General features: G+C 43.3%; 17 protein-coding genes. 5 read left to right on the top strand and 12 right to left on the bottom strand.

The genetic code is table 11. The features are described 5' to 3' along the window. From Q0502_RS18045 to Q0502_RS18010, 8 genes are all read right to left on the bottom strand, one after another. The coding region (locus Q0502_RS18045; protein ID WP_298653812.1) for an IS3 family transposase at positions 1-782 on the bottom strand (782 nt) is incomplete at its 3' end. A 14-nt stretch (positions 783-796) separates the two neighbouring features. Then, positions 797-1,072 (bottom strand): transposase, encoded by a 276-nt coding sequence (locus tag Q0502_RS18040; protein WP_298653810.1) that lies wholly within the window; start codon positions 1,070-1,072, stop codon positions 797-799. A gap of 257 nt (positions 1,073-1,329) precedes the next feature. Further along, positions 1,330-2,253, bottom strand: a complete 924-nt coding sequence (locus Q0502_RS18035; protein WP_298653808.1) for an NAD-dependent epimerase/dehydratase family protein — start codon at positions 2,251-2,253, stop codon at positions 1,330-1,332. Between the two features lies 1 nt (position 2,254). Beyond that, positions 2,255-3,520 (bottom strand): glycosyltransferase, encoded by a 1,266-nt coding sequence (locus Q0502_RS18030; RefSeq protein WP_298653806.1) that lies wholly within the window; start codon positions 3,518-3,520, stop codon positions 2,255-2,257. Between the two features lie 17 nt (positions 3,521-3,537). Beyond that, positions 3,538-4,974, bottom strand: a complete 1,437-nt coding sequence (locus Q0502_RS18025; protein ID WP_298653804.1) for an oligosaccharide flippase family protein — start codon at positions 4,972-4,974, stop codon at positions 3,538-3,540. A gap of 21 nt (positions 4,975-4,995) precedes the next feature. Then, positions 4,996-6,183 (bottom strand): hypothetical protein, encoded by a 1,188-nt coding sequence (locus Q0502_RS18020; RefSeq protein ID WP_298653803.1) that lies wholly within the window; start codon positions 6,181-6,183, stop codon positions 4,996-4,998. 10 nt (positions 6,184-6,193) lie between these two features. After that, positions 6,194-7,489: a nucleotide sugar dehydrogenase gene (locus Q0502_RS18015; RefSeq protein WP_298653801.1), complete on the bottom strand. Its 1,296-nt coding sequence runs from the start codon at positions 7,487-7,489 to the stop codon at positions 6,194-6,196. A 15-nt stretch (positions 7,490-7,504) separates the two neighbouring features. Then, entirely contained in the window at positions 7,505-8,476 is a 972-nt protein-coding gene (locus tag Q0502_RS18010) for an SDR family oxidoreductase (RefSeq protein WP_298653799.1), read from the bottom strand. Between the two features lie 456 nt (positions 8,477-8,932). Here Q0502_RS18010 and Q0502_RS18005 point away from each other — a divergent pair, with 456 nt between their 5' ends. Both Q0502_RS18005 and Q0502_RS18000 read left to right on the top strand, forming a co-directional pair. Continuing rightward, positions 8,933-9,730: a polysaccharide biosynthesis/export family protein gene (locus Q0502_RS18005; protein ID WP_298653797.1), complete on the top strand. Its 798-nt coding sequence runs from the start codon at positions 8,933-8,935 to the stop codon at positions 9,728-9,730. A gap of 15 nt (positions 9,731-9,745) precedes the next feature. Continuing rightward, positions 9,746-12,151 carry a polysaccharide biosynthesis tyrosine autokinase gene (locus Q0502_RS18000; RefSeq protein ID WP_298653796.1) on the top strand — a complete coding sequence of 802 codons (2,406 nt, stop codon included), beginning with the start codon at positions 9,746-9,748 and terminating at the stop codon, positions 12,149-12,151. Positions 12,152-12,271: 120 nt separating this feature from the next. Here the strand turns inward: Q0502_RS18000 and Q0502_RS17995 are convergent, their stop codons facing one another. From Q0502_RS17995 to Q0502_RS17980, 4 genes are all read right to left on the bottom strand, one after another. Beyond that, complete coding sequence (locus Q0502_RS17995; protein WP_298653794.1) at positions 12,272-12,697, bottom strand: BT0820 family HAD-type phosphatase; 426 nt, start codon at positions 12,695-12,697, stop codon at positions 12,272-12,274. Positions 12,698-12,804: 107 nt separating this feature from the next. Next, a complete protein-coding gene (locus Q0502_RS17990) occupies positions 12,805-13,002 on the bottom strand; it encodes a hypothetical protein (RefSeq protein ID WP_298653792.1) in 198 nt (65 codons plus the stop codon). 231 nt (positions 13,003-13,233) lie between these two features. Beyond that, complete coding sequence (locus Q0502_RS17985) at positions 13,234-13,737, bottom strand: UpxY family transcription antiterminator (RefSeq protein WP_298653790.1); 504 nt, start codon at positions 13,735-13,737, stop codon at positions 13,234-13,236. A 109-nt stretch (positions 13,738-13,846) separates the two neighbouring features. Further along, complete coding sequence (locus Q0502_RS17980; RefSeq protein ID WP_298653814.1) at positions 13,847-13,969, bottom strand: nucleotidyltransferase domain-containing protein; 123 nt, start codon at positions 13,967-13,969, stop codon at positions 13,847-13,849. A gap of 336 nt (positions 13,970-14,305) precedes the next feature. On the opposite strand from Q0502_RS17980, the gene Q0502_RS17975 reads away from it, so the two are divergent. The 3 genes from Q0502_RS17975 to Q0502_RS17965 all read left to right on the top strand — a co-directional run bounded on the left by Q0502_RS17975 (position 14,306) and on the right by Q0502_RS17965 (position 17,676). Next, positions 14,306-15,757, top strand: coding sequence for a family 10 glycosylhydrolase (locus Q0502_RS17975; protein WP_298653789.1), 1,452 nt, complete (start codon positions 14,306-14,308; stop codon positions 15,755-15,757). 138 nt (positions 15,758-15,895) lie between these two features. Continuing rightward, a complete protein-coding gene (locus Q0502_RS17970; RefSeq protein WP_298653787.1) occupies positions 15,896-16,420 on the top strand; it encodes a transcriptional repressor in 525 nt (174 codons plus the stop codon). Further along, positions 16,417-17,676 (top strand): adenylosuccinate synthase, encoded by a 1,260-nt coding sequence (locus tag Q0502_RS17965; RefSeq protein WP_298653785.1) that lies wholly within the window; start codon positions 16,417-16,419, stop codon positions 17,674-17,676. The genes Q0502_RS17970 and Q0502_RS17965 overlap by 4 nt, the downstream gene beginning before the upstream one ends. Positions 17,677-17,856: the final 180 nt, after the last annotated feature.

Genomic DNA, 17,856 nt, shown 5'->3' with positions numbered 1-17,856 from the left:
CCCAATGCCTGATGGGGTCTTTCCCTGTTATAAAATTCCATATAATCCTTTATTTTGTGATATAACTCCAAACCATTGTCGGAGGGTTCAAGATAGATCTTTTCGTGTTTGAGGCTCCTCCAGAACCGTTCGATAAAGATATTGTCGATTGCACGTCCCTTACCGTCCATGCTGAACTTTAAATCCGGATACGAAGAAAAGTAGCCGGTGAACTCGGGACTGGAGAACTGGCTCCCCTGGTCCGTGTTGAGTATCTCAGGGGCTCCATAACGCATTATAGCCCCTTCAAGGCACTCGCGGCACCAACGGGTGATCTCGTTGGACAGCGACCAACTCACGATATAACGGCTGTAAACATCAATTATGGCTACCAGGCACATGTGGCTCCCCGCTAACGGGACATAGGTGATGTCCATCGCCCAGACCTGGCCCGGACGGTCTACGGACACCCCCCGCAGCAAGTAGGGATAAATGTGGTGTCCCTCCCCCTTGTGGGGTTTACTCGTATTGGGACGTGGTCCCATTGCCCGCAAATCCATTTTCCGGTATAGCCGGCGGATCCGCCTGTGGTTTACTTCATGTCCCAGGCTACGCAAATGGTTCGTCATGCGAGGTACCCCATAGAACGGGGTATGCATATATTGTTTGTCGATCAGCTCCATCAGTTCCTCATTGCAGGAACCGTCTTCACGGGGAGAATAGTAGAAGCTACTACGTGGCACCTCCAACAGCTCACACTGGCGTGAGACACTCAACCGGTGGGTCTTGTCGATCTTTGACATACGCTCGGATTTAGCTATTTCCCCAATACTTTTTTTAAGAAATCAACCTCCAGTTGAAGCTGACCCACTTTCTTGAAGAGGGCGTCTTTCTCCTTGTCTTCCTCAGGTTTGCTGGTACCACGCTCGAAAACAGCATCTGCATTGGACAGGAACTGATTTTTCCACAACGAGATCTGGCTCGGGTGAAGTTCATACTTGCGCGCAATCTCCTGCAACGTTTCCCTTTCTTGAAGCACTTCTAAAACTACCTTCGTTTTAAAACCTGCACTGTAACTTTTTCTTTTCTTCATGACAACAAAATTAATACTATTTTTTAATGATACTTGTTGTCTAAGATTCAGGGGTAATTATATACTTCTTTTGTATATACATTATTCCCAAGGGTTATACACCAAGATTCAGTACTCAACATATCATATGGATTCCTATATATCCGAACATTCACCCCTATTTTAACTCCTTTCCATCGGATATAACCTTCATGATCAAGTAATGCGTATATTGCTGAATATGTGATAGTAATTTTTTAAAATCATCCGATCTTAGTCTAAAATAAGTAATCTTTAAACCAGTTCAAATACTCTAATAAACCCTCTTCAAGATTTATAGTAGCTTTGAAGCCTAAATCGTTTAAAACTTTATCGGTTTTTGCTTTACAATGTCTAACATCTGCAATTCGATTCGGGGCGTATATAATGTTTGATTTCTTTTTCGCACATTTAAACATCATTTCCGCAAGGGCATTGATGGTGATACTGCTTCCACTTCCCAAATTATAAACATTAGTTCCCTTATCAGTGATAGCTGCTAAATAATTGGCTTTTGCCACATCTTTAACATTTACAAAATCCCTAGTTTGGTCACCATCACCATAGATTGTTATTGGTTCATTTGAAAAGATGCGTTTAGCAAAAATAGGAATAACATTTCCATAAAGATCGTATCTTTGATTGATGCCATAGATATTGAAATACCTCAGACAAATACCGGTTATATCATATATACCGCAATAAGTCAGTATCATCTTCTCAGCAGCCAGTTTACTCACCCCATATGGTGAATCAGCATTCTGAGGATGGTTTTCATCAATTGATGAAGTTTCCAGTTCTCCAAAAATAGCGGCAGACGAGGAATAAACAATACGATTAATGTGTTGAATCCTCATTCCTTCTAAAATATTTAACGTCCCCAATAAATTAGTACTTGAATCAAGTATTGGATTATCTATAGACTTTTGTCTACCAACACAAGCCGCCAAATGAAAAACTATATCCACATCTTTACAGGCCATTAAAACACTTTCCGGGTCACGGATATCACTTTCAATAAATTCAATATTTAATTTATTCAAGTTTAATTTACTACCTGAAGAGAGGTTATCAATTACCCTCACATCCCACTTTTCTTCTAAAAGATATTTTACAACATTTGAGCCGATAAAACCGGCGCCCCCAGTTACAAGCGCTTTCATATTATATTCTCCTTTTTTTTAATTGATCTATAATCATAGACAATATTCGTTTTGTTTGTATTATGTTATTTTTTTGTTCAGCTACAAATTCAATGTTTTTATTACCTATTATAGAATAAAATTTTTCAGGCATTGTGCACACCTCTATAATTTTATTTTTTATAGCATCTAATGAGTTATCTTCCACGTATATCAGATGTTCATCATATTCATGAGGTATTCCATCTAATTTATAGCCTATAACCGGTTTACCAGATAATAAGTATTCAATTGTTTTTATTGGAAAAGAATATTTAGTAAAATCACCTGTATTTTGACGTGGATTTACAAGGACAGTAGCTGATTGTTGAATTTTTTTGACTTTGTCTGGGGATAGAACTCCTAAATAAACTATTCGATTATCTGCTTTGGACATTTCAATTATAGCTTCTTTACAATCACCATCACCACAAATTATCAATTGATATTCATCAGATTCAATGAGTGAAAAAGCTTGAATTAAATTTATAATCCCATATTTCTCTATGAGTCCTCCGGTATATACTATCCTTTTAATTTTATCATCTTTCCTATTTATTATTGGTAGAGAAAGGGGATCAATCTCAGTTAATGCTTCAACCACAATATACGGTTTGTTATTGATATTTAGACTTTCCGCTATTTGTTCCGATACAATCATAAATCCATCTATATACTTTAGGCTAGCTTCCACTTTTTTCTTAAATAAATTCTTCCAAATTTGAACTATTTTTTTATTTCCTCTAATTCCGAGCATAATATTTTGGGGGAGGTCATTAACAGAAACACAGGTGAATGCATCCGGATTGATTTGTTTTATTAGTTTTGCTAATCTTGCAGATCTTGGACTTAAAGAATAAATGAAAACAATTTTGTTTGATTCTTTTTTATTTGCATTTAACCATTCCTTTAAAATTTTTTTTTCATTAAAGGGGCGAAGAAATTGTTTTAAAATTGTCAAGTTTATAAAACCTAAATTATAATCTTTTGCACCAGGAGTGTGAGTAAATTGTTCTCCATGTATAATACAGTCGCTATAGTTTTTTGGATATGAACCTATAAATATTGTATTTAATATTGTAATCGGCTTTGAAAGGTTACGATCAAAACCATGGATTAAACTCCATTGAAAATTATTGGCTGCCATTTGGAGCCCGGATTTACTTTTTCTGATTATTTCTTCTTCCTTCTCTTTTGGGAAAACTCCTCCAATAAAAAGAAAATCCACATTATCCCTATCTACGTTCATCAATTATACTTTATTAATTATTTAGATCGAAATTCACGAAATAGTTTCCGTGTAAAATTTATCAGATCGTGTCGTTTAATCGTAAAATATATCAAAGTAACCAAAATAAATATTAATAACCCTGCGAATGTTCCTGAAAAATAAGTAATGCTAATAAATAAGATAATTAATAACAATTCAGAAAAAATATTTTTGAATTCAAGCTCCAGTTCTTTTTTTCTTAAATACAATTCAAGACAGTAGCTTTTCGCTATAATGAGTATATTGGTAATAAATGCAACCCAATAAGCAGATTTTGTTGATAAATAGACAGGAATAAGAGTTAAGCATGCAATGATTGAAAAAATTATATTAATTAATAGTAGTTTATTTTCTTTTCTGAGTGCTTTCATATAAGTAACATGAAGGAATTGTTCCTTTCCCTGCATTAAAGTCATAACCAGAAATAATGGTAAATATTGGGTTACCGAAATATAATCAACATACCAATTTCTTATAATATAATTCAATGGATAATAACACCCTAATATAACAAAGGAAATAAAAAAAATGAAGGTGTTCATTTTGCTATATATAGAACTCCATTTTGATTCGTTAACTCTCCTTATGAACGGATAAAATGATAAACTGAAACTACTTACAAAGACTAAAAAAAACGAAGAGATCGATACAGCCAAAGCATAGCTGCTATAAATTTTAATACCATCAAATCGCTCAATAAGTATTCGTCCAATATTCATAACAAAAGTACTGGCATAGACAGCAAGCATGATTTTGATTCCAATCTTAACATTCTTGTACCACTCTTTAATTGCTGATTGATAATTAGTAGATACTTTGCCAAAAAAAATTTCTTTTATAAGAAGAATATTAATTGTTAGTATAATAACTTTAGCAAATAAATCTATAACTATTATTGTTTTAAAATTACATATATTCAAAACAATAAGTAAGACAATACCTAAAAGAAGTAATAGTTTCCCTATGGCTACGATAAAACTATATTCTTTGATTCGGTTTGTAAACTGTAAGATACTAATACCTGCATTGCTTAATAATAATACAAATATATTTAATGTCGCTGCAACTAATGCAAATTGCTTATTGGTATCTCTTTCTTCCAGAGCCAAAAATAATGCCAACGTAGTGAAAATAATCGCTGTAATAGTATAAACCAAGAGTGTACTCCGAAGTCTTTCATAAGGCAGATCTTTATAATCATATTTACCATACGTAAGATATATGCCATCAGTGAACCCAAGTCCAAAAAACATTGCAAATGTTACATACAAGAGGTAGACCTGCCAATAACCGAATTGTTCAATTCCAATTACAACAGGTAAGACAAAGGAAAGAACAATTCCTACAGATAAAACAATTATCTGCGACAGAAAGGACGATAAAATATTCTTTACTCCAAGTGTATAAATATTGTATTCCAATCTTCTACTCATTATCTGAACTCCTTTTTCTTATCATGATCTGCCGTAATCGTTCCTTTTGAATTTAATTAGTTCGTGTGAACTTAATGAAGATAGATATACAATACAGAAAATCATGGCGTATATAAATTTTATATAGGTGGTGACAGGTATAACAGTTTCAAACACCAATGTAATGATTAGGAATGTAAGATACTTACTCCTGAAGTTATTTTTTATAAACCTATATAATAAATAATAAAATGGAATCAATAGTATCCATCCTCCCATTAATCTTACTACAAAATAACCGGAATCAGTATATGTTAAATCTTTATTTCTAATTATATTAAAGCCTATATTAGGATGTGTTTTCAAGTACTCATTATTTATCATCAAAACTCCTGAATCTGAATATCTCCCAATAAAACCGTTTTCAAGACTAAATAAACTTTCTTGGTAATAACCTATTAATTCCTTATTGTTTACTAACCATACTATTATAATTGAGATGAATAGAGAAAAGAACATAATTTCTTTTGAGTTTCTATTTTTTATGCTTGTTCTGAATATTACAAAAATCATAAACAGAGAAGAGAGAATTGAAAAATTTGAAGCCAATAAGATATTAAATATTAGCAGGATGAAATAATAAAATCTATATTTATTTTTCTTTGTAATTTCATAACTATAAGTACATAAAAGGAAGAGAATCGTATAGAAATATGAAGCAAAAGTATAAACACCAAATGTAAATACAGGTCTTTTTTTTATAAACATATTTTGCGTTGCACTTTCGTAAAATTGCGAATAATTATTTATAATGAAATGTTTCACTATATTGTTATCGAAAATTATTAGTATATTAAAAACAATAATTGTTATTATAACAATATCGAATAACGGGAACAATTTATTCATTGATATTTTGTAGTCTATTTTTGTAGAAGATAATAATAAAAATAAACATACAGGAGCAAATCTAGCTATTGAAAATGTGGAATAAGAGTCACTCCTATTTGAGACAAGAGTCATTATTGTCAAATAAAAAATAATTAGAGATCCTATAATAGTATTTTTTCGATCCAATTTTCCATAGAATATCAGAACTATAAATACAAGCAGAGAAACAATAGTCCAATCAAAAATTACATCATTAATTGAGTCCCTTATTACTCCGCTAGATGAAGTCGGGTAAAGTAGAAACAAGAATACAATAATAATGTATAAAAAAAATTTCATTTCATCAATATTATAATTTATATACTCCCTTTTCTCCTTTGAGAAAATTCTTCACATCATAAATAATTTTTTTCATATTTGATAGTTCTTTGATATTCAATGTTTCAAATTCTTTATGTGCTACTGCTAGTATTACAGCATCAAACTTACTTTTCGGTAATTCATTCCATACCTTTACTCCATATTCATGTTGTGCAATTTCCGGATTGACCCAAGGATCATAGATGATTACATTGGCTTTGTACTCTTCTAAAGCGTGAACGATATTGATAACTTTAGTATTGCGTACATCTGGGCAGTTTTCCTTAAAGGAAAACCCTAGTATAAGTACCTTGGATTCAATCACTTGTATGTTTTTCTTGAGCATCAGTTTTACTACCTGCTCTGCTATATATTCACCCATACTGTCGTTCATCCGTCGCCCGGCCAGAATAATTTCCGGATGGTAGCCGTACTCCTGTGCTTTTTGCGCTAAATAATATGGATCAACGCCAATACAGTGTCCGCCAACCAATCCTGGTTTGAACGGGACGAAATTCCATTTGGTGCCCGCAGCTTCCAATACAGCTTGGGTATCAATGCTCATGCGATTAAAAATTTTAGCCAATTCGTTCACAAAAGCAATATTGATATCGCGTTGGGAGTTTTCAATTATTTTGGCAGCTTCTGCTACTTTAATAGTGGGTGCAAGATGGGTACCAGCAATGATTACCGATCGATATAGTTCATCTACTGTTTTCCCGATTTCAGGTGTAGAGCCGGAAGTTACTTTTTTTATTTTTTCGACTGTATGTTCTTTGTCACCCGGATTAATACGCTCGGGAGAATAGCCGGCGAAGAAATCTCCATTGAATTGTAATCCGGACGTTCTTTCTACTACAGGGATACAGTCTTCTTCAGTGGCACCGGGATATACAGTGGATTCGTAAATTACGATATCACCTTTATCGATTACCTTGCCTACCGTTTCACTAGCTTTTACCAGCGGGGTAAGGTCGGGGCGGTTGTTCTTGTCTACCGGGGTGGGGACGGTTATGATATAGATATTCCCATCCTTAATATCATTGAGGTCGGCGCTGCAATAAAGCCCTTTATCGTGCCGGTTGAAAGGATTTTCTTTTACCAAAGCCGATTGAAGCACTTCGTCTTCCACTTCTAAAGTCTGGTCGTGCCCGTCCATTAATTCACCGACTCTTTTTTGATTGATATCAAAACCTACCACGGGATATTTTGTGGCGAATAAACGTGCTAAAGGTAATCCTACATACCCAAGTCCGATAACGGCAATTTTTGTTTCTTTATGCATTTATTTGTATGAATTTTATAAATTTTCCCAATACCATTTCACGGCTTCTCTAAGCCCGTCGCGCATGCTGTATTCCGGATCGTAGTCCAATAGGTTTTTGGCTTTGTCGATACTGGCAAGGGAGTGGGGGATATCGCCGGTGCGGTTGGGTCCATGAAGGACTTCTACATCGGCTATCGCGGCATCGTATTCCGAAAGGTACTCTTTTAAATATCCTACCAACTGATTGAGTGTGGTGCGTTCGCCATAGGCGGTATTATATACCTGATTTACGGCTTCGGGATTGGACGTTTCCATTGCCCGCAGATTCATCCGGATCACGTTATCGATATAGGTAAAGTCACGGCTGTACTCACCGTCGCCGTTGATTACAGGTGATTCGTGATTTATAAGCTTTTTCACGAACAGGGGGATAACGGCAGCGTATGTTCCGTTGGGATCCTGCCGGCGACCGAAGACGTTGAAGTATCTTAACCCGATGCATTCCATCCCGTAGGTTTTGGCAAACACATCGGCATAGAGTTCGTTTACATATTTGGTGATGGCATAGGGTGAGAGCGGTTTACCGATCACATCCTCCACTTTGGGCAGTGATGGACTGTCACCATAGGTAGAGGAACTGGCAGCGTAGATAAACCGTTTTACGCCAACATCGCGACTGGCCGTGAGCATATGCAAGAAACCGGTTACATTGACTTCGTTACTCGTGACCGGATATTTAATAGAGCGGGGGACGGAACCCAATGCTGCTTCGTGAAAAACATATTCAGCTCCTTCCACAGCTTTCCGACAATCGTCCATGCTCCGGATATCACCTACCTGCAGAGTGAGGCTTTCGGGATATTTCTCCAACAGCGGGAGCAGATTTTCTATCTTTCCCGTGGTGAAGTTATCGAGCACTGTTACCCGGTGTCCACGATTCAGCAGTTCTTCTGTGAGGTTGGAACCAATAAAACCGGCGCCGCCGGTTACTACAATTTTGTACATATCTTTTTTATTTACTCTGCCATTTTTAATCCTTTGCTTCCTACAACATATCTACGACATTTACTCCATCACCGGAGGTTCTGGGTACACTTCGTGGCTACCGGTCACAGTATTGTGTACGGTAATTCTTGTCTCCGAGCGGTGCAAAATTACAATATAAACCTTCATCCCCCAATTTTTTTAATGTGTAAAAAACAAAAAAAGATCGGATTTTCATTGTTTTGTCCCTTTTTATAAACAGGATTGTCACTTCTTGTTGTTTTCTTTTTTCTTTCGGCCGGATGGGGCGTTTTTCTAAAAAAAAATATAAAAACCCGTTTTTCTTTGAGATACAGGGTGGTGGTTTGAACGAAAAGAGCTACTTTTGCGTTTTAAAAAATGAAAGAATCCGGCTCGATCAAAATTTGCTGCGACAAGCGCTGGATCCTGATCAGTAAAACCAGAAACTGAATTCTTATGAAGAAACGGCTCTATCTTTTTCCGGTGGCAATCCTGGCGATATGGCTTGCCGGATGTACCGGATCCAAAAACGTAGCCTATATCCAGGGTGCGGGAGAAGAGGATGCGGACGAATATGTGCAGTCCACCCCTTTGTACGACGCGCGCATACTGCCGAAAGACCTGCTCACCATAACCGTGACGGCTACCGATCCCGAAGCGGTACAATCGTTTAATCTGACAGTGCCTAGCCGCACAACCGGTTTAACTACCTATTCACAGCCCCAATTACAGCCCTATCTGGTGGACAACAGTGGCCAGATCAATTTCCCGGTATTAGGAATGATCACTCTGAGCGGTCTTACCAAACGGGAGGCGGAACTGAAGATCACCGACCTGCTGGGTAAATACCTCAAGGAGCCGCCCGTGGTGACGGTCAGTTTTGTGAATTACAAGATATCGGTGCTGGGCGAGGTGGCCCGCCCCAATACCTTTACCATAAGCAACGAAAAGGTTAACATTTTAGAGGCGTTGGCCATGGCGGGCGACATGACCATCTGGGGCCGTCGCGATAACGTGAAGATCATCCGAGAAGACGCGCAGGGGAACCAGCGTGTGATCTTGATGAACCTGAACGACCGGAACATCATTTACTCGCCCTATTACTACCTGCAGCAGAACGATGTGGTCTATGTGGAACCCAACAAGACCAAAGCCAGGAATTCCGATATCGGCAGCGCCACCGGTATATGGCTCTCCGCCACTTCTGTAATGATTTCAGTTGCTACATTGCTGGTAAATGTGTTAAGAAAATAAGATAAAACAACATTGTTGAAATTTCAAATAGATAGTATAGGAATGGCCGATATAAATTCAGTGGTGCAGCCGGAGAGATTGACAGAAGAGAACAACGAAGAGACCATCTCCGTCATGGAGATCCTGCTCCGTTTTATACGTTATTGGAAATGGTTCGTACTGGGGATCGCCATAGCCCTGATCATTGTTTTTTTATACCTGCGGTACACCACGCCGGTATATAATGTGACCTCGAGTATTATCCTGAAAGAATCCAAAAACCAGCGGTTCGAACCCACGTTGGGTGGGATGGACGGTTTGCAACTGAGCGGACTGGGGGCGGTAAGCAATCTGGAGAATGAGATCTTTATATTGCAGAGTCGCTCTATCATCCGTAATGTGGTCAACCGGCTGAACCTGCATACCTCCTATATCGTAGAGGGGCGTATCAAGAGTACCGACCTCTATAAGGGAAGCCCTGTAGTAGTGAGCATGGAGCAGAGTAAGATGGACAGTTTGAAGCAGAATATCGAGTTCCGGATGCAGGTGGATAACGGGAGGGGCACGGTGACTATGTCAGGATTAGTTGGTGAATTGCAGATAGATACCGTTTTTACTGCGCTGCCGGCACAACTTCCTACACCGCGGGGCGATATCAGCTTTACGCGCCGGCTGGGAGTGGAGGGCGACAGCCGGCCGTTGAACGTGGTGATCCAGCACCCCGATGCGGTGATCAGGCAATACAGGGAGAGTCTCACCGTGCAGCAAGCCTCGAAGCAGGCATCGGTGCTCAACCTCTCCGTCAATACCCCTTATCCCGAAAAGGGAAAGGATTTCCTGAATATGCTGGTGGAGGTGTATAATAACGAGACCATTGAGGACAACAAGATGGAGGCTTTTAACACCCAGGCCTTTATCAATGACCGTATCGCCATTATCAATGCGGAACTGGGAGAGGCCGAAAGGGATGTGGAGGACTACAAGCGGAGCCAGGGGCTGACTGACCTGCAGGCCGACCTGCAGCGCAATATGCAGATGGGAAGTCAGTATGAAAGTCAGTTGGTGCAGGTAGAGACGCAACTGAATGTAGTAAGCTCCCTGAATGAATATATCAATGACCCGAAGAACGCCAACAAGACCCTTCCCACCAATGTCGGGGTGGAAGATCCCACATTGGCGGCTACCACCAGCGAATACAATCGCCTGGTACTGGAACGGGAGCGGCTCTCCCAAAGCATGACAGCCGATAACCCGGCCATGCGGAGGCTCGACGAGCAGATAAGCGGCTTGCGGCAGAATATCAACTCATCCATCAACAGCGTGCAGCAGGGACTGAGCATACAGCGACGCGACGCACGCAACCAGGCCAATATCTATGGTGGGCGCATCGGAAGCGTGCCCACGCAGGAGCGTGAATTCATGGAACTTTCCCGTGAGCAGCAGATCAAAGCAAGCCTTTTCCTGATGTTGCTGCAGAAACGCGAGGAGAACGCGCTGGAACTAGCTGCTACGGCCAATAGCGCCAAGGTGCTCGATGAAGCAATGCTTGGTGGAAAAGTATCCCCCCGTTCCATGATCCTGTTACTGGCGGCGCTGATGCTGGGGGTATTGGTACCCGCAGGTATTATCTACCTGATGGATATACTGCAATACAAGATCCGCACCCGCGCCGATGTGGACAGGATTACCAAGGTGCCGGTGCTGGGCGAGATCCCGAAACATGAAGAGGCGGATAATGTGGCGGTGCAGGAGAACGAAACACGGCCCATCGATGAGGCGTTCCGCATGGCCCGCACCAACCTGATGCTCACGCTGGGCGCTGACAATAAGGTGGTAGTGTTTACCTCTACCATATCGGGTGAAGGAAAATCGTTTGTCGCCATCAACATGGCCATCAGCACGGCATTACTCGACAAGAAGGTGCTGCTGATCGGAATGGACCTGCGTATTCCCCGCCTGAAGGAGTACATGAATCTGAAGACCTCCGGCGGGATCACTCATTATCTCTCCGGCTTCGAGAAAGATATCGACAACCTGATCGTGCCCTCGGGCATTCATCCTAACCTGTATGCGCTTCCCTCGGGACCTATCCCTCCCAATCCGGCGGAGTTGCTCTCGCGTCCCACGCTGGATAGCGCCATCGGGAAACTGAGGGAGGAGTTCGACTATATCTTTATCGATTCGGCTCCCTCGGCTCAGGTAACCGATACATTGATACTAAGCCGCGTGACCGACGCCACGGTATATGTCTGCCGTGCCGACTATTCCAGCAAGGGGAATCTTCGTTTTGCCAACAGCCTGATGGAACAGAATAAACTGAAGAATATGCTGCTGGTAGTGAATGACGTGAGCGAATTCCACCGCGGATACGGGTACGGCTACGGCTACGGTTATGGTTACGGATACGGCCACAAAGGGGAAAAAAGGAACAAAAGAACGTAAACGGAACCCAATAGAGTTTTGACATACACAATGCACCCCAAAAGTTTTTATCTGACTTTTGGGGTGCATTTTCAATATATGGATACTCTCAATTTATTCCATTAAAACGAGACTTTATACTCAAAAAAGCCAGCGCTTTTTCTTTTTGGGTTCCGGCATAGCCGACTGCCCTGCCAGCAAATGCAGGGCGTTCCCTCCGTTGGCCGTGGTCTTCACGGCGTTATAGATAACGCCCCAGTCGGGAAGGCCCCCTAAGTTGCAGTCGTCGATAAAGAGGTCGGTTTTCAGTTTGCGTGAAACCTCTCCTTTCTTTTCTTTCACTTCTCCCCGGTAATTCTCGTTCTCGGCGTAGAAATAAAGGCCCCGCCCGGCGCAGTAGTCTATGGCCTCCTGCAGCAACTGGCCGCGGCGTACCGTCCAGAGGATGAGTTTGTGGCCGTCTTTCTGCATCTGCAACAGCGTGTCAATAGCAAAAGGGATGGGTTTACCAATTTCGGGGTAGGCATGCTCCACGATGGTCCCGTCGAAATCTATGGCTATCATCATAATCAGTTCGGATATTTTTGAATTGCAACTGCAAAGGTACGAAAAAAACCCGACAACCGTTTCACGGCCGCCTGAAAATTGGGGATAATTACGTACAAAAAGAGTCGTTAACCCACTTGCAGCACACCTTCAATGATCTCCTGCTTTTGCAAATGTTTCAGAATCTGATAATCTTTGTTAGTCTTTGCTCTTTTTCCGTGTGCCAACCGATAGACACGGAACGAACTTGTCTGAAATTCACGTGCAATGGAACGGTAAACGGCTTTGTTCCCCGAAAAAAACATATATCTGAGGAATCCCAACATACTTCCGGATTCAATTTTTTATGAATAATAGCCTTTTTTCTCCCATATTCTTTCCCCGCTTGCTGTGGTAACAAGGGAAAGTGATTTTCCAAAACCTGATTTTCCAATGGCGTTTCCGTTTGTACGGAAATACCCACTTAAGTTGCAAATATAATATGATTTTATGGAATAAGCATCAATTTTATTGAAAAAATAAATTTTTTCCGACTCAATGCTTATAGACTGTTACTTTTAAATTTTTTCTATCAGGGAGGTGCTCATCTCCACCACGGCGCAGCCAAGTTGATGGATACGGATGGCGATTCTGGATTTACCTTCGAGGGTGACCAACTCGCCTTCGAGACCGGCAAGCGAACCTTTGACCACGCGCACTTTCTCCCCCGGCTGCAGGTCGCCGGCACTGAAATTGAGGGCGCTGTCGGAATGGTCGAGCATAAAACGGAAACGCTCCATCTGCTCTGCCGGTATCGCTGTGGGCGTATGTGCGCCACGCAGCGTCAGGTAGCGGAGTATGGAGGGGTGGGTAATGACGGTGCGCTGCTCTTCGGTATCGACACGCACGAAGATCATCATGGGAATAAGTACCCGTTCCGTTTTTTTCTTACGATCGCTCCATTGCCGCACTTCCTCCTGTACCGGCAGGAAGTTCTCGATGCCCGTCTCCGTGAGCCGGTCGCGTACCCGCTTCTCGTGGTGCATCTTCACATAGGCTGCCAGCCATCTCTTTTCTGCCATACTTACCGGTTTGTATACTTATTTACCTTTTACGGGTTATTCTTTATCATACTCTTGTTTTTCCAAATCGGCAATTATATGTTGTATGGTTACCAAGAATGGGCGGACGTTACATCTCTTCCAACTGACGTTTTATGCCTATGAGCGATAGCAAGTCGAGTACGGGAGCTTCGATAAGAACGTCCACATCGCTATCTTCTGTCTGTTGACCACGTGCTACCGAACCGAAAATACCGATACGCGAAATTCCGTATTCAGTACCAATGCTCTGAAACGAATTTACGCAGTAGTCTTATATATTCTTCACGTGTTGCCATATCAGATGTCTTTAATTATAACAAAGATACACAAAAATAAGAATACCAGCAAATTTCGACCTCTTTACACAGGAGCCTTTGATTGTCTTTTACCGCCTAGCAGTCACTCCTCAGCAAGTCCAGGATGCCATGGGAAAGAAGCCAAAACTGTTAACATTCTAAAATTGACTCCCCGGACCCTCTATTTATGCTAAATTTGTGCCCGGAAAATAACAAATACTCCGTTATAACGGCAATTGCGAATTCATACTATGTACAAAATATTTCCCCTGCTGATTTTGTTTTTGACCGGAACAATAAGGTTGTTTCCGTCCCAACCGCCGGTAACGGAGGTGAGGGCGGTCTGGCTGACCACGAACTACGGACTGGACTGGCCGCGTAACCGTACGAGCGTCGAGGCGCAGAAGAGGGAACTGACGGAGATGCTGGATAACCTGCGGGAATATAATTTCAATACGGTGATATTTCAGGTGAGGGGCAGGGGAGAGGTGCTCTATAACTCACGGATTGAACCGTTGTCGACCCTCATTGCTCCCGCCGGGGCGGGACGCCCTACGTTCGACCCCCTTGCATTTGCCGTGGAGGAGTGCCACAAACGGGGTCTGGCATGTCACGCCTGGGTAGTGACCTATCCGTTGGGGAACGACCGCCATGTGCGCAGCCTGGGAACACGGTCGGTGACCCGGAAAGATCCTTCCATCACCAAAAAATTCGGCGGGGAGTGGTTCCTCGACCCGGGAAACCCGCGTACCGACGACTATCTGCTCTCGCTCATAAAGGAGATCGTGACGGACTATGATGTGGACGGGATCCATTTCGACTATATCCGCTATCCCGATAACAGGGGGCGCTTCCCCGACGACGGGATGTACCGGCTGCATAGTAAGGGCAAGTCGCGGGCGGACTGGCGCAGGGATAATATCACCCGCTTTGTGACGAAGGCGTACGACCTGGTGAAGGAGTTGAAGCCGTGGGTACAGGTGAGCAGCGCCCCGCTGGGACGGTACCGCGCCTTGGGTGGCAACGGCGTAGGATGGACCGCACTGGAGACGGTGTCCCAGGACGCGGGCAAATGGATGATGACGGGCAAGCATGATGCGATCTACCCGATGATGTATTATAAGGACAGGCTCTTCTATCCTTTTGTGGACGACTGGCTGGAGCACGGCAACGGACGGATCGTGGTGCCGGGGCTGGGGGCTTACCAGATGATCGAATTGGGATGGTCGCAACGCGATATCCTGAACCAGGTGGATTATACACGCAATAAGGATACGCACGGGCAGGCCTATTTTCGCGCGGAGAACGTGCTCTCCGATACGAAAGGGATCCTGCGGGAGTTACGCGAATATTACAGATACCCCGCGAAGCTGCCGCCCATGACGTGGCTATGCGACTCAATACCCGGTAGTCCGTACGACCTCCGGGCGGAGAAGAACGACCAGGGAATATTTGAACTTTCGTGGGAGGAGAGCGAGGGGGAGAGGGTGACCTATAACGTGTACCGGAGTGAAAGCGATACGCTGCGTATCGACAGGGCCGAAAACCTGATGGCCGTAGGGTTGCGTGAACCGCACTTCCGCTACCGGGCGGAGGAGAACGACAAGGCCTATTACTACTATGTCACCACGTCGGATCCATACTACAACGAGAGTGGGCCGTGTATCCCGGCTTTCTTCTACCATTCGGAAACGGTAAAGTGATTTGATGATGAGTCAATGTGCCAATGTGAATAATGTGTCAATGTGAATAATGTGTCAATGTGGGGAGTGAAATTCGAAATCAATTTTACATTAGAAAAAAGAGGAAAATCGAAAAAAATAGAATAATTTTGTAGCCATATGGATGCCGCTCAAAAATTGAAGCAACAGGTAAGGAACGAGTTTATGGAGTATTTGACGCTCCATAAACACAGAAAAACACCCGAACGGTTCGCTATTCTCGATCATATCTACTCTGTACGGGGACATTTTGATATGGACTCGCTCTATAATTCCATGATTGAAGTGAACTTCCGGGTGAGCCGTGCCACGCTCTACAATACTATTCAGCTGCTGCTGGACTGCGGATTGGTGGTGAAACATCAGTTCGGGGCGAATATATCGAAATATGAACGGGCTTATGGTAACGAAAATCATGACCATCTTATCTGCACTACCTGCGGGGAGGTGCGCGAGATGACGGGCGACCTGCTGACGCCGGCCCAGCTCAAAAAGATCAGGAAGTTCAAGGTGGGCTACTATAGCACCTATATCTACGGCACATGCAGCAAGTGTATCCATGCCAAACGGATGGAACTCAGAAAGCTGGCACGGAAAAATGAAACCAAACAGAATAAAAGCAACGGTAAACAGGATAAAAAATGAAGGTTGATGTACTCTTAGGGCTCCAGTGGGGCGACGAAGGTAAAGGTAAAGTGGTGGATGTGCTTACGCCCCGGTACGAGGTGGTGGCACGATTCCAGGGCGGACCCAACGCGGGACACACACTGGAATTCGAGGGTGAGAAATATATTCTGAAATCGATCCCCTCGGGGATTTTTCAGGATGGAAAAATAAATATCATCGGCAACGGGGTGGTAATTGATCCGACGCTCTTTAAACAGGAAGTGGAAGCGCTGGAGGCGTCAGGACACTCCCTTACCGACAGGCTCTTTATCTCTCAAAAGGCGCATCTGATCCTGCCCACGCACCGGCTGCTGGATGCGGCTTCGGAAAAAGCGATGGGCGATGCCAGGATCGGCACCACGGGACGGGGTATCGGCCCGGCTTATACCGATAAGGTGGGACGCCACGGACTGAGGGTGGGCGACCTGTTTCACAACTTTGAGGAAAAATACCGCAACGCGGTGCTGCGCCACAAGGAACTGCTCGACCATTACCGCTTTGAGTATGACCTGACTGCCCTTGAAGAGGAGTGGTTTGCCGGCATCGGGAAGATGAAGGAGTTCCGGATCATCGACAGCGAACATTTCATCAACAGGCACCTGGCGACCGGCGGGTCGGTATTGGCCGAAGGCGCGCAGGGATCGATGCTGGATATAGACTTCGGCTCATATCCTTTTGTGACCTCCTCCAACACCATTTGCGCCGGCGCCTGTAGCGGGATGGGGGTGCCCCCGGGGGCGATCGGCGAGGTATACGGTATTTTCAAGGCCTACTGCACCCGGGTGGGCAGCGGCCCTTTCCCTACCGAACTGGTCGATGCCGACGGGCAGCGGTTGCGCGATAACGGCAACGAGTATGGTTCAGTGACAGGACGCCCGCGCCGCTGCGGATGGATAGACCTGGTGGCGCTGCGATATACCGTCATGCTGAACGGGGTGACCAAGTTGGTGATGACCAAAAGCGATGTGCTGGATAGCTTTGAGACGATCAATGCCTGTGTGGCCTACAAGGTGAACGGCGAAGAAACGGAAGACCTGCCTTACGACATCTCGGAAGGAATTGAACCGGTGTATGTGGAACTGCCCGGCTGGCAGACCGATATGACGAAGATGCAGTCGGAAGATGAATTCCCCGAAGAGTTCAACAACTACCTGACCTTTTTGGAGACGGAACTGGGAGTACCTGTGGCTATCGTGTCATTGGGCCCCGACCGTGCACAGACAATTATAAGATAATACTTCCGTTATAAGGAATTTCATTAAGGGCGCCCGGACCAGGCGCTCTTTTTTTGCTTCACCTACCCCTCACTTTATTTTACCGGTAATTCAACCTGCTTCATTGATAATGCACTTTTCCCGGAGGGTGAACTTTTGCCGGCGCTAAGATGTTTTAAGGTTGAAATATTCAGTGCAACG

The organism is uncultured Proteiniphilum sp. (assembly GCF_937873925.1).
In the GTDB taxonomy this organism is placed as follows: Bacteria; Bacteroidota; Bacteroidia; order Bacteroidales; family Dysgonomonadaceae; genus Proteiniphilum.
This window is presented reverse-complemented; position numbering and strand designations above follow the sequence as displayed.

Excerpts from the sequence above, each read along its gene's own strand:
- Q0502_RS18040 (WP_298653810.1), bottom strand. The coding sequence starts at position 1,072 with ATGAAGAAAAGAAAAAGTTACAGTGCAGGTTTTAAAACGAAGGTAGTT.
- Q0502_RS18035 (WP_298653808.1), bottom strand. The coding sequence starts at position 2,253 with ATGAAAGCGCTTGTAACTGGGGGCGCCGGTTTTATCGGCTCAAATGTT.
- Q0502_RS18030 (WP_298653806.1), bottom strand. The coding sequence starts at position 3,520 with ATGAACGTAGATAGGGATAATGTGGATTTTCTTTTTATTGGAGGAGTT.
- Q0502_RS18025 (WP_298653804.1), bottom strand. The coding sequence starts at position 4,974 with ATGAGTAGAAGATTGGAATACAATATTTATACACTTGGAGTAAAGAAT.
- Q0502_RS18020 (WP_298653803.1), bottom strand. The coding sequence starts at position 6,183 with ATGAAATTTTTTTTATACATTATTATTGTATTCTTGTTTCTACTTTAC.
- Q0502_RS18015 (WP_298653801.1), bottom strand. The coding sequence starts at position 7,489 with ATGCATAAAGAAACAAAAATTGCCGTTATCGGACTTGGGTATGTAGGA.
- Q0502_RS18010 (WP_298653799.1), bottom strand. The coding sequence starts at position 8,476 with ATGTACAAAATTGTAGTAACCGGCGGCGCCGGTTTTATTGGTTCCAAC.
- Q0502_RS18005 (WP_298653797.1), top strand. The coding sequence starts at position 8,933 with ATGAAGAAACGGCTCTATCTTTTTCCGGTGGCAATCCTGGCGATATGG.
- Q0502_RS17995 (WP_298653794.1), bottom strand. The coding sequence starts at position 12,697 with ATGATGATAGCCATAGATTTCGACGGGACCATCGTGGAGCATGCCTAC.
- Q0502_RS17990 (WP_298653792.1), bottom strand. The coding sequence starts at position 13,002 with ATGTTGGGATTCCTCAGATATATGTTTTTTTCGGGGAACAAAGCCGTT.
- Q0502_RS17985 (WP_298653790.1), bottom strand. The coding sequence starts at position 13,737 with ATGGCAGAAAAGAGATGGCTGGCAGCCTATGTGAAGATGCACCACGAG.
- Q0502_RS17975 (WP_298653789.1), top strand. The coding sequence starts at position 14,306 with ATGTACAAAATATTTCCCCTGCTGATTTTGTTTTTGACCGGAACAATA.
- Q0502_RS17970 (WP_298653787.1), top strand. The coding sequence starts at position 15,896 with ATGGATGCCGCTCAAAAATTGAAGCAACAGGTAAGGAACGAGTTTATG.
- Q0502_RS17965 (WP_298653785.1), top strand. The coding sequence starts at position 16,417 with ATGAAGGTTGATGTACTCTTAGGGCTCCAGTGGGGCGACGAAGGTAAA.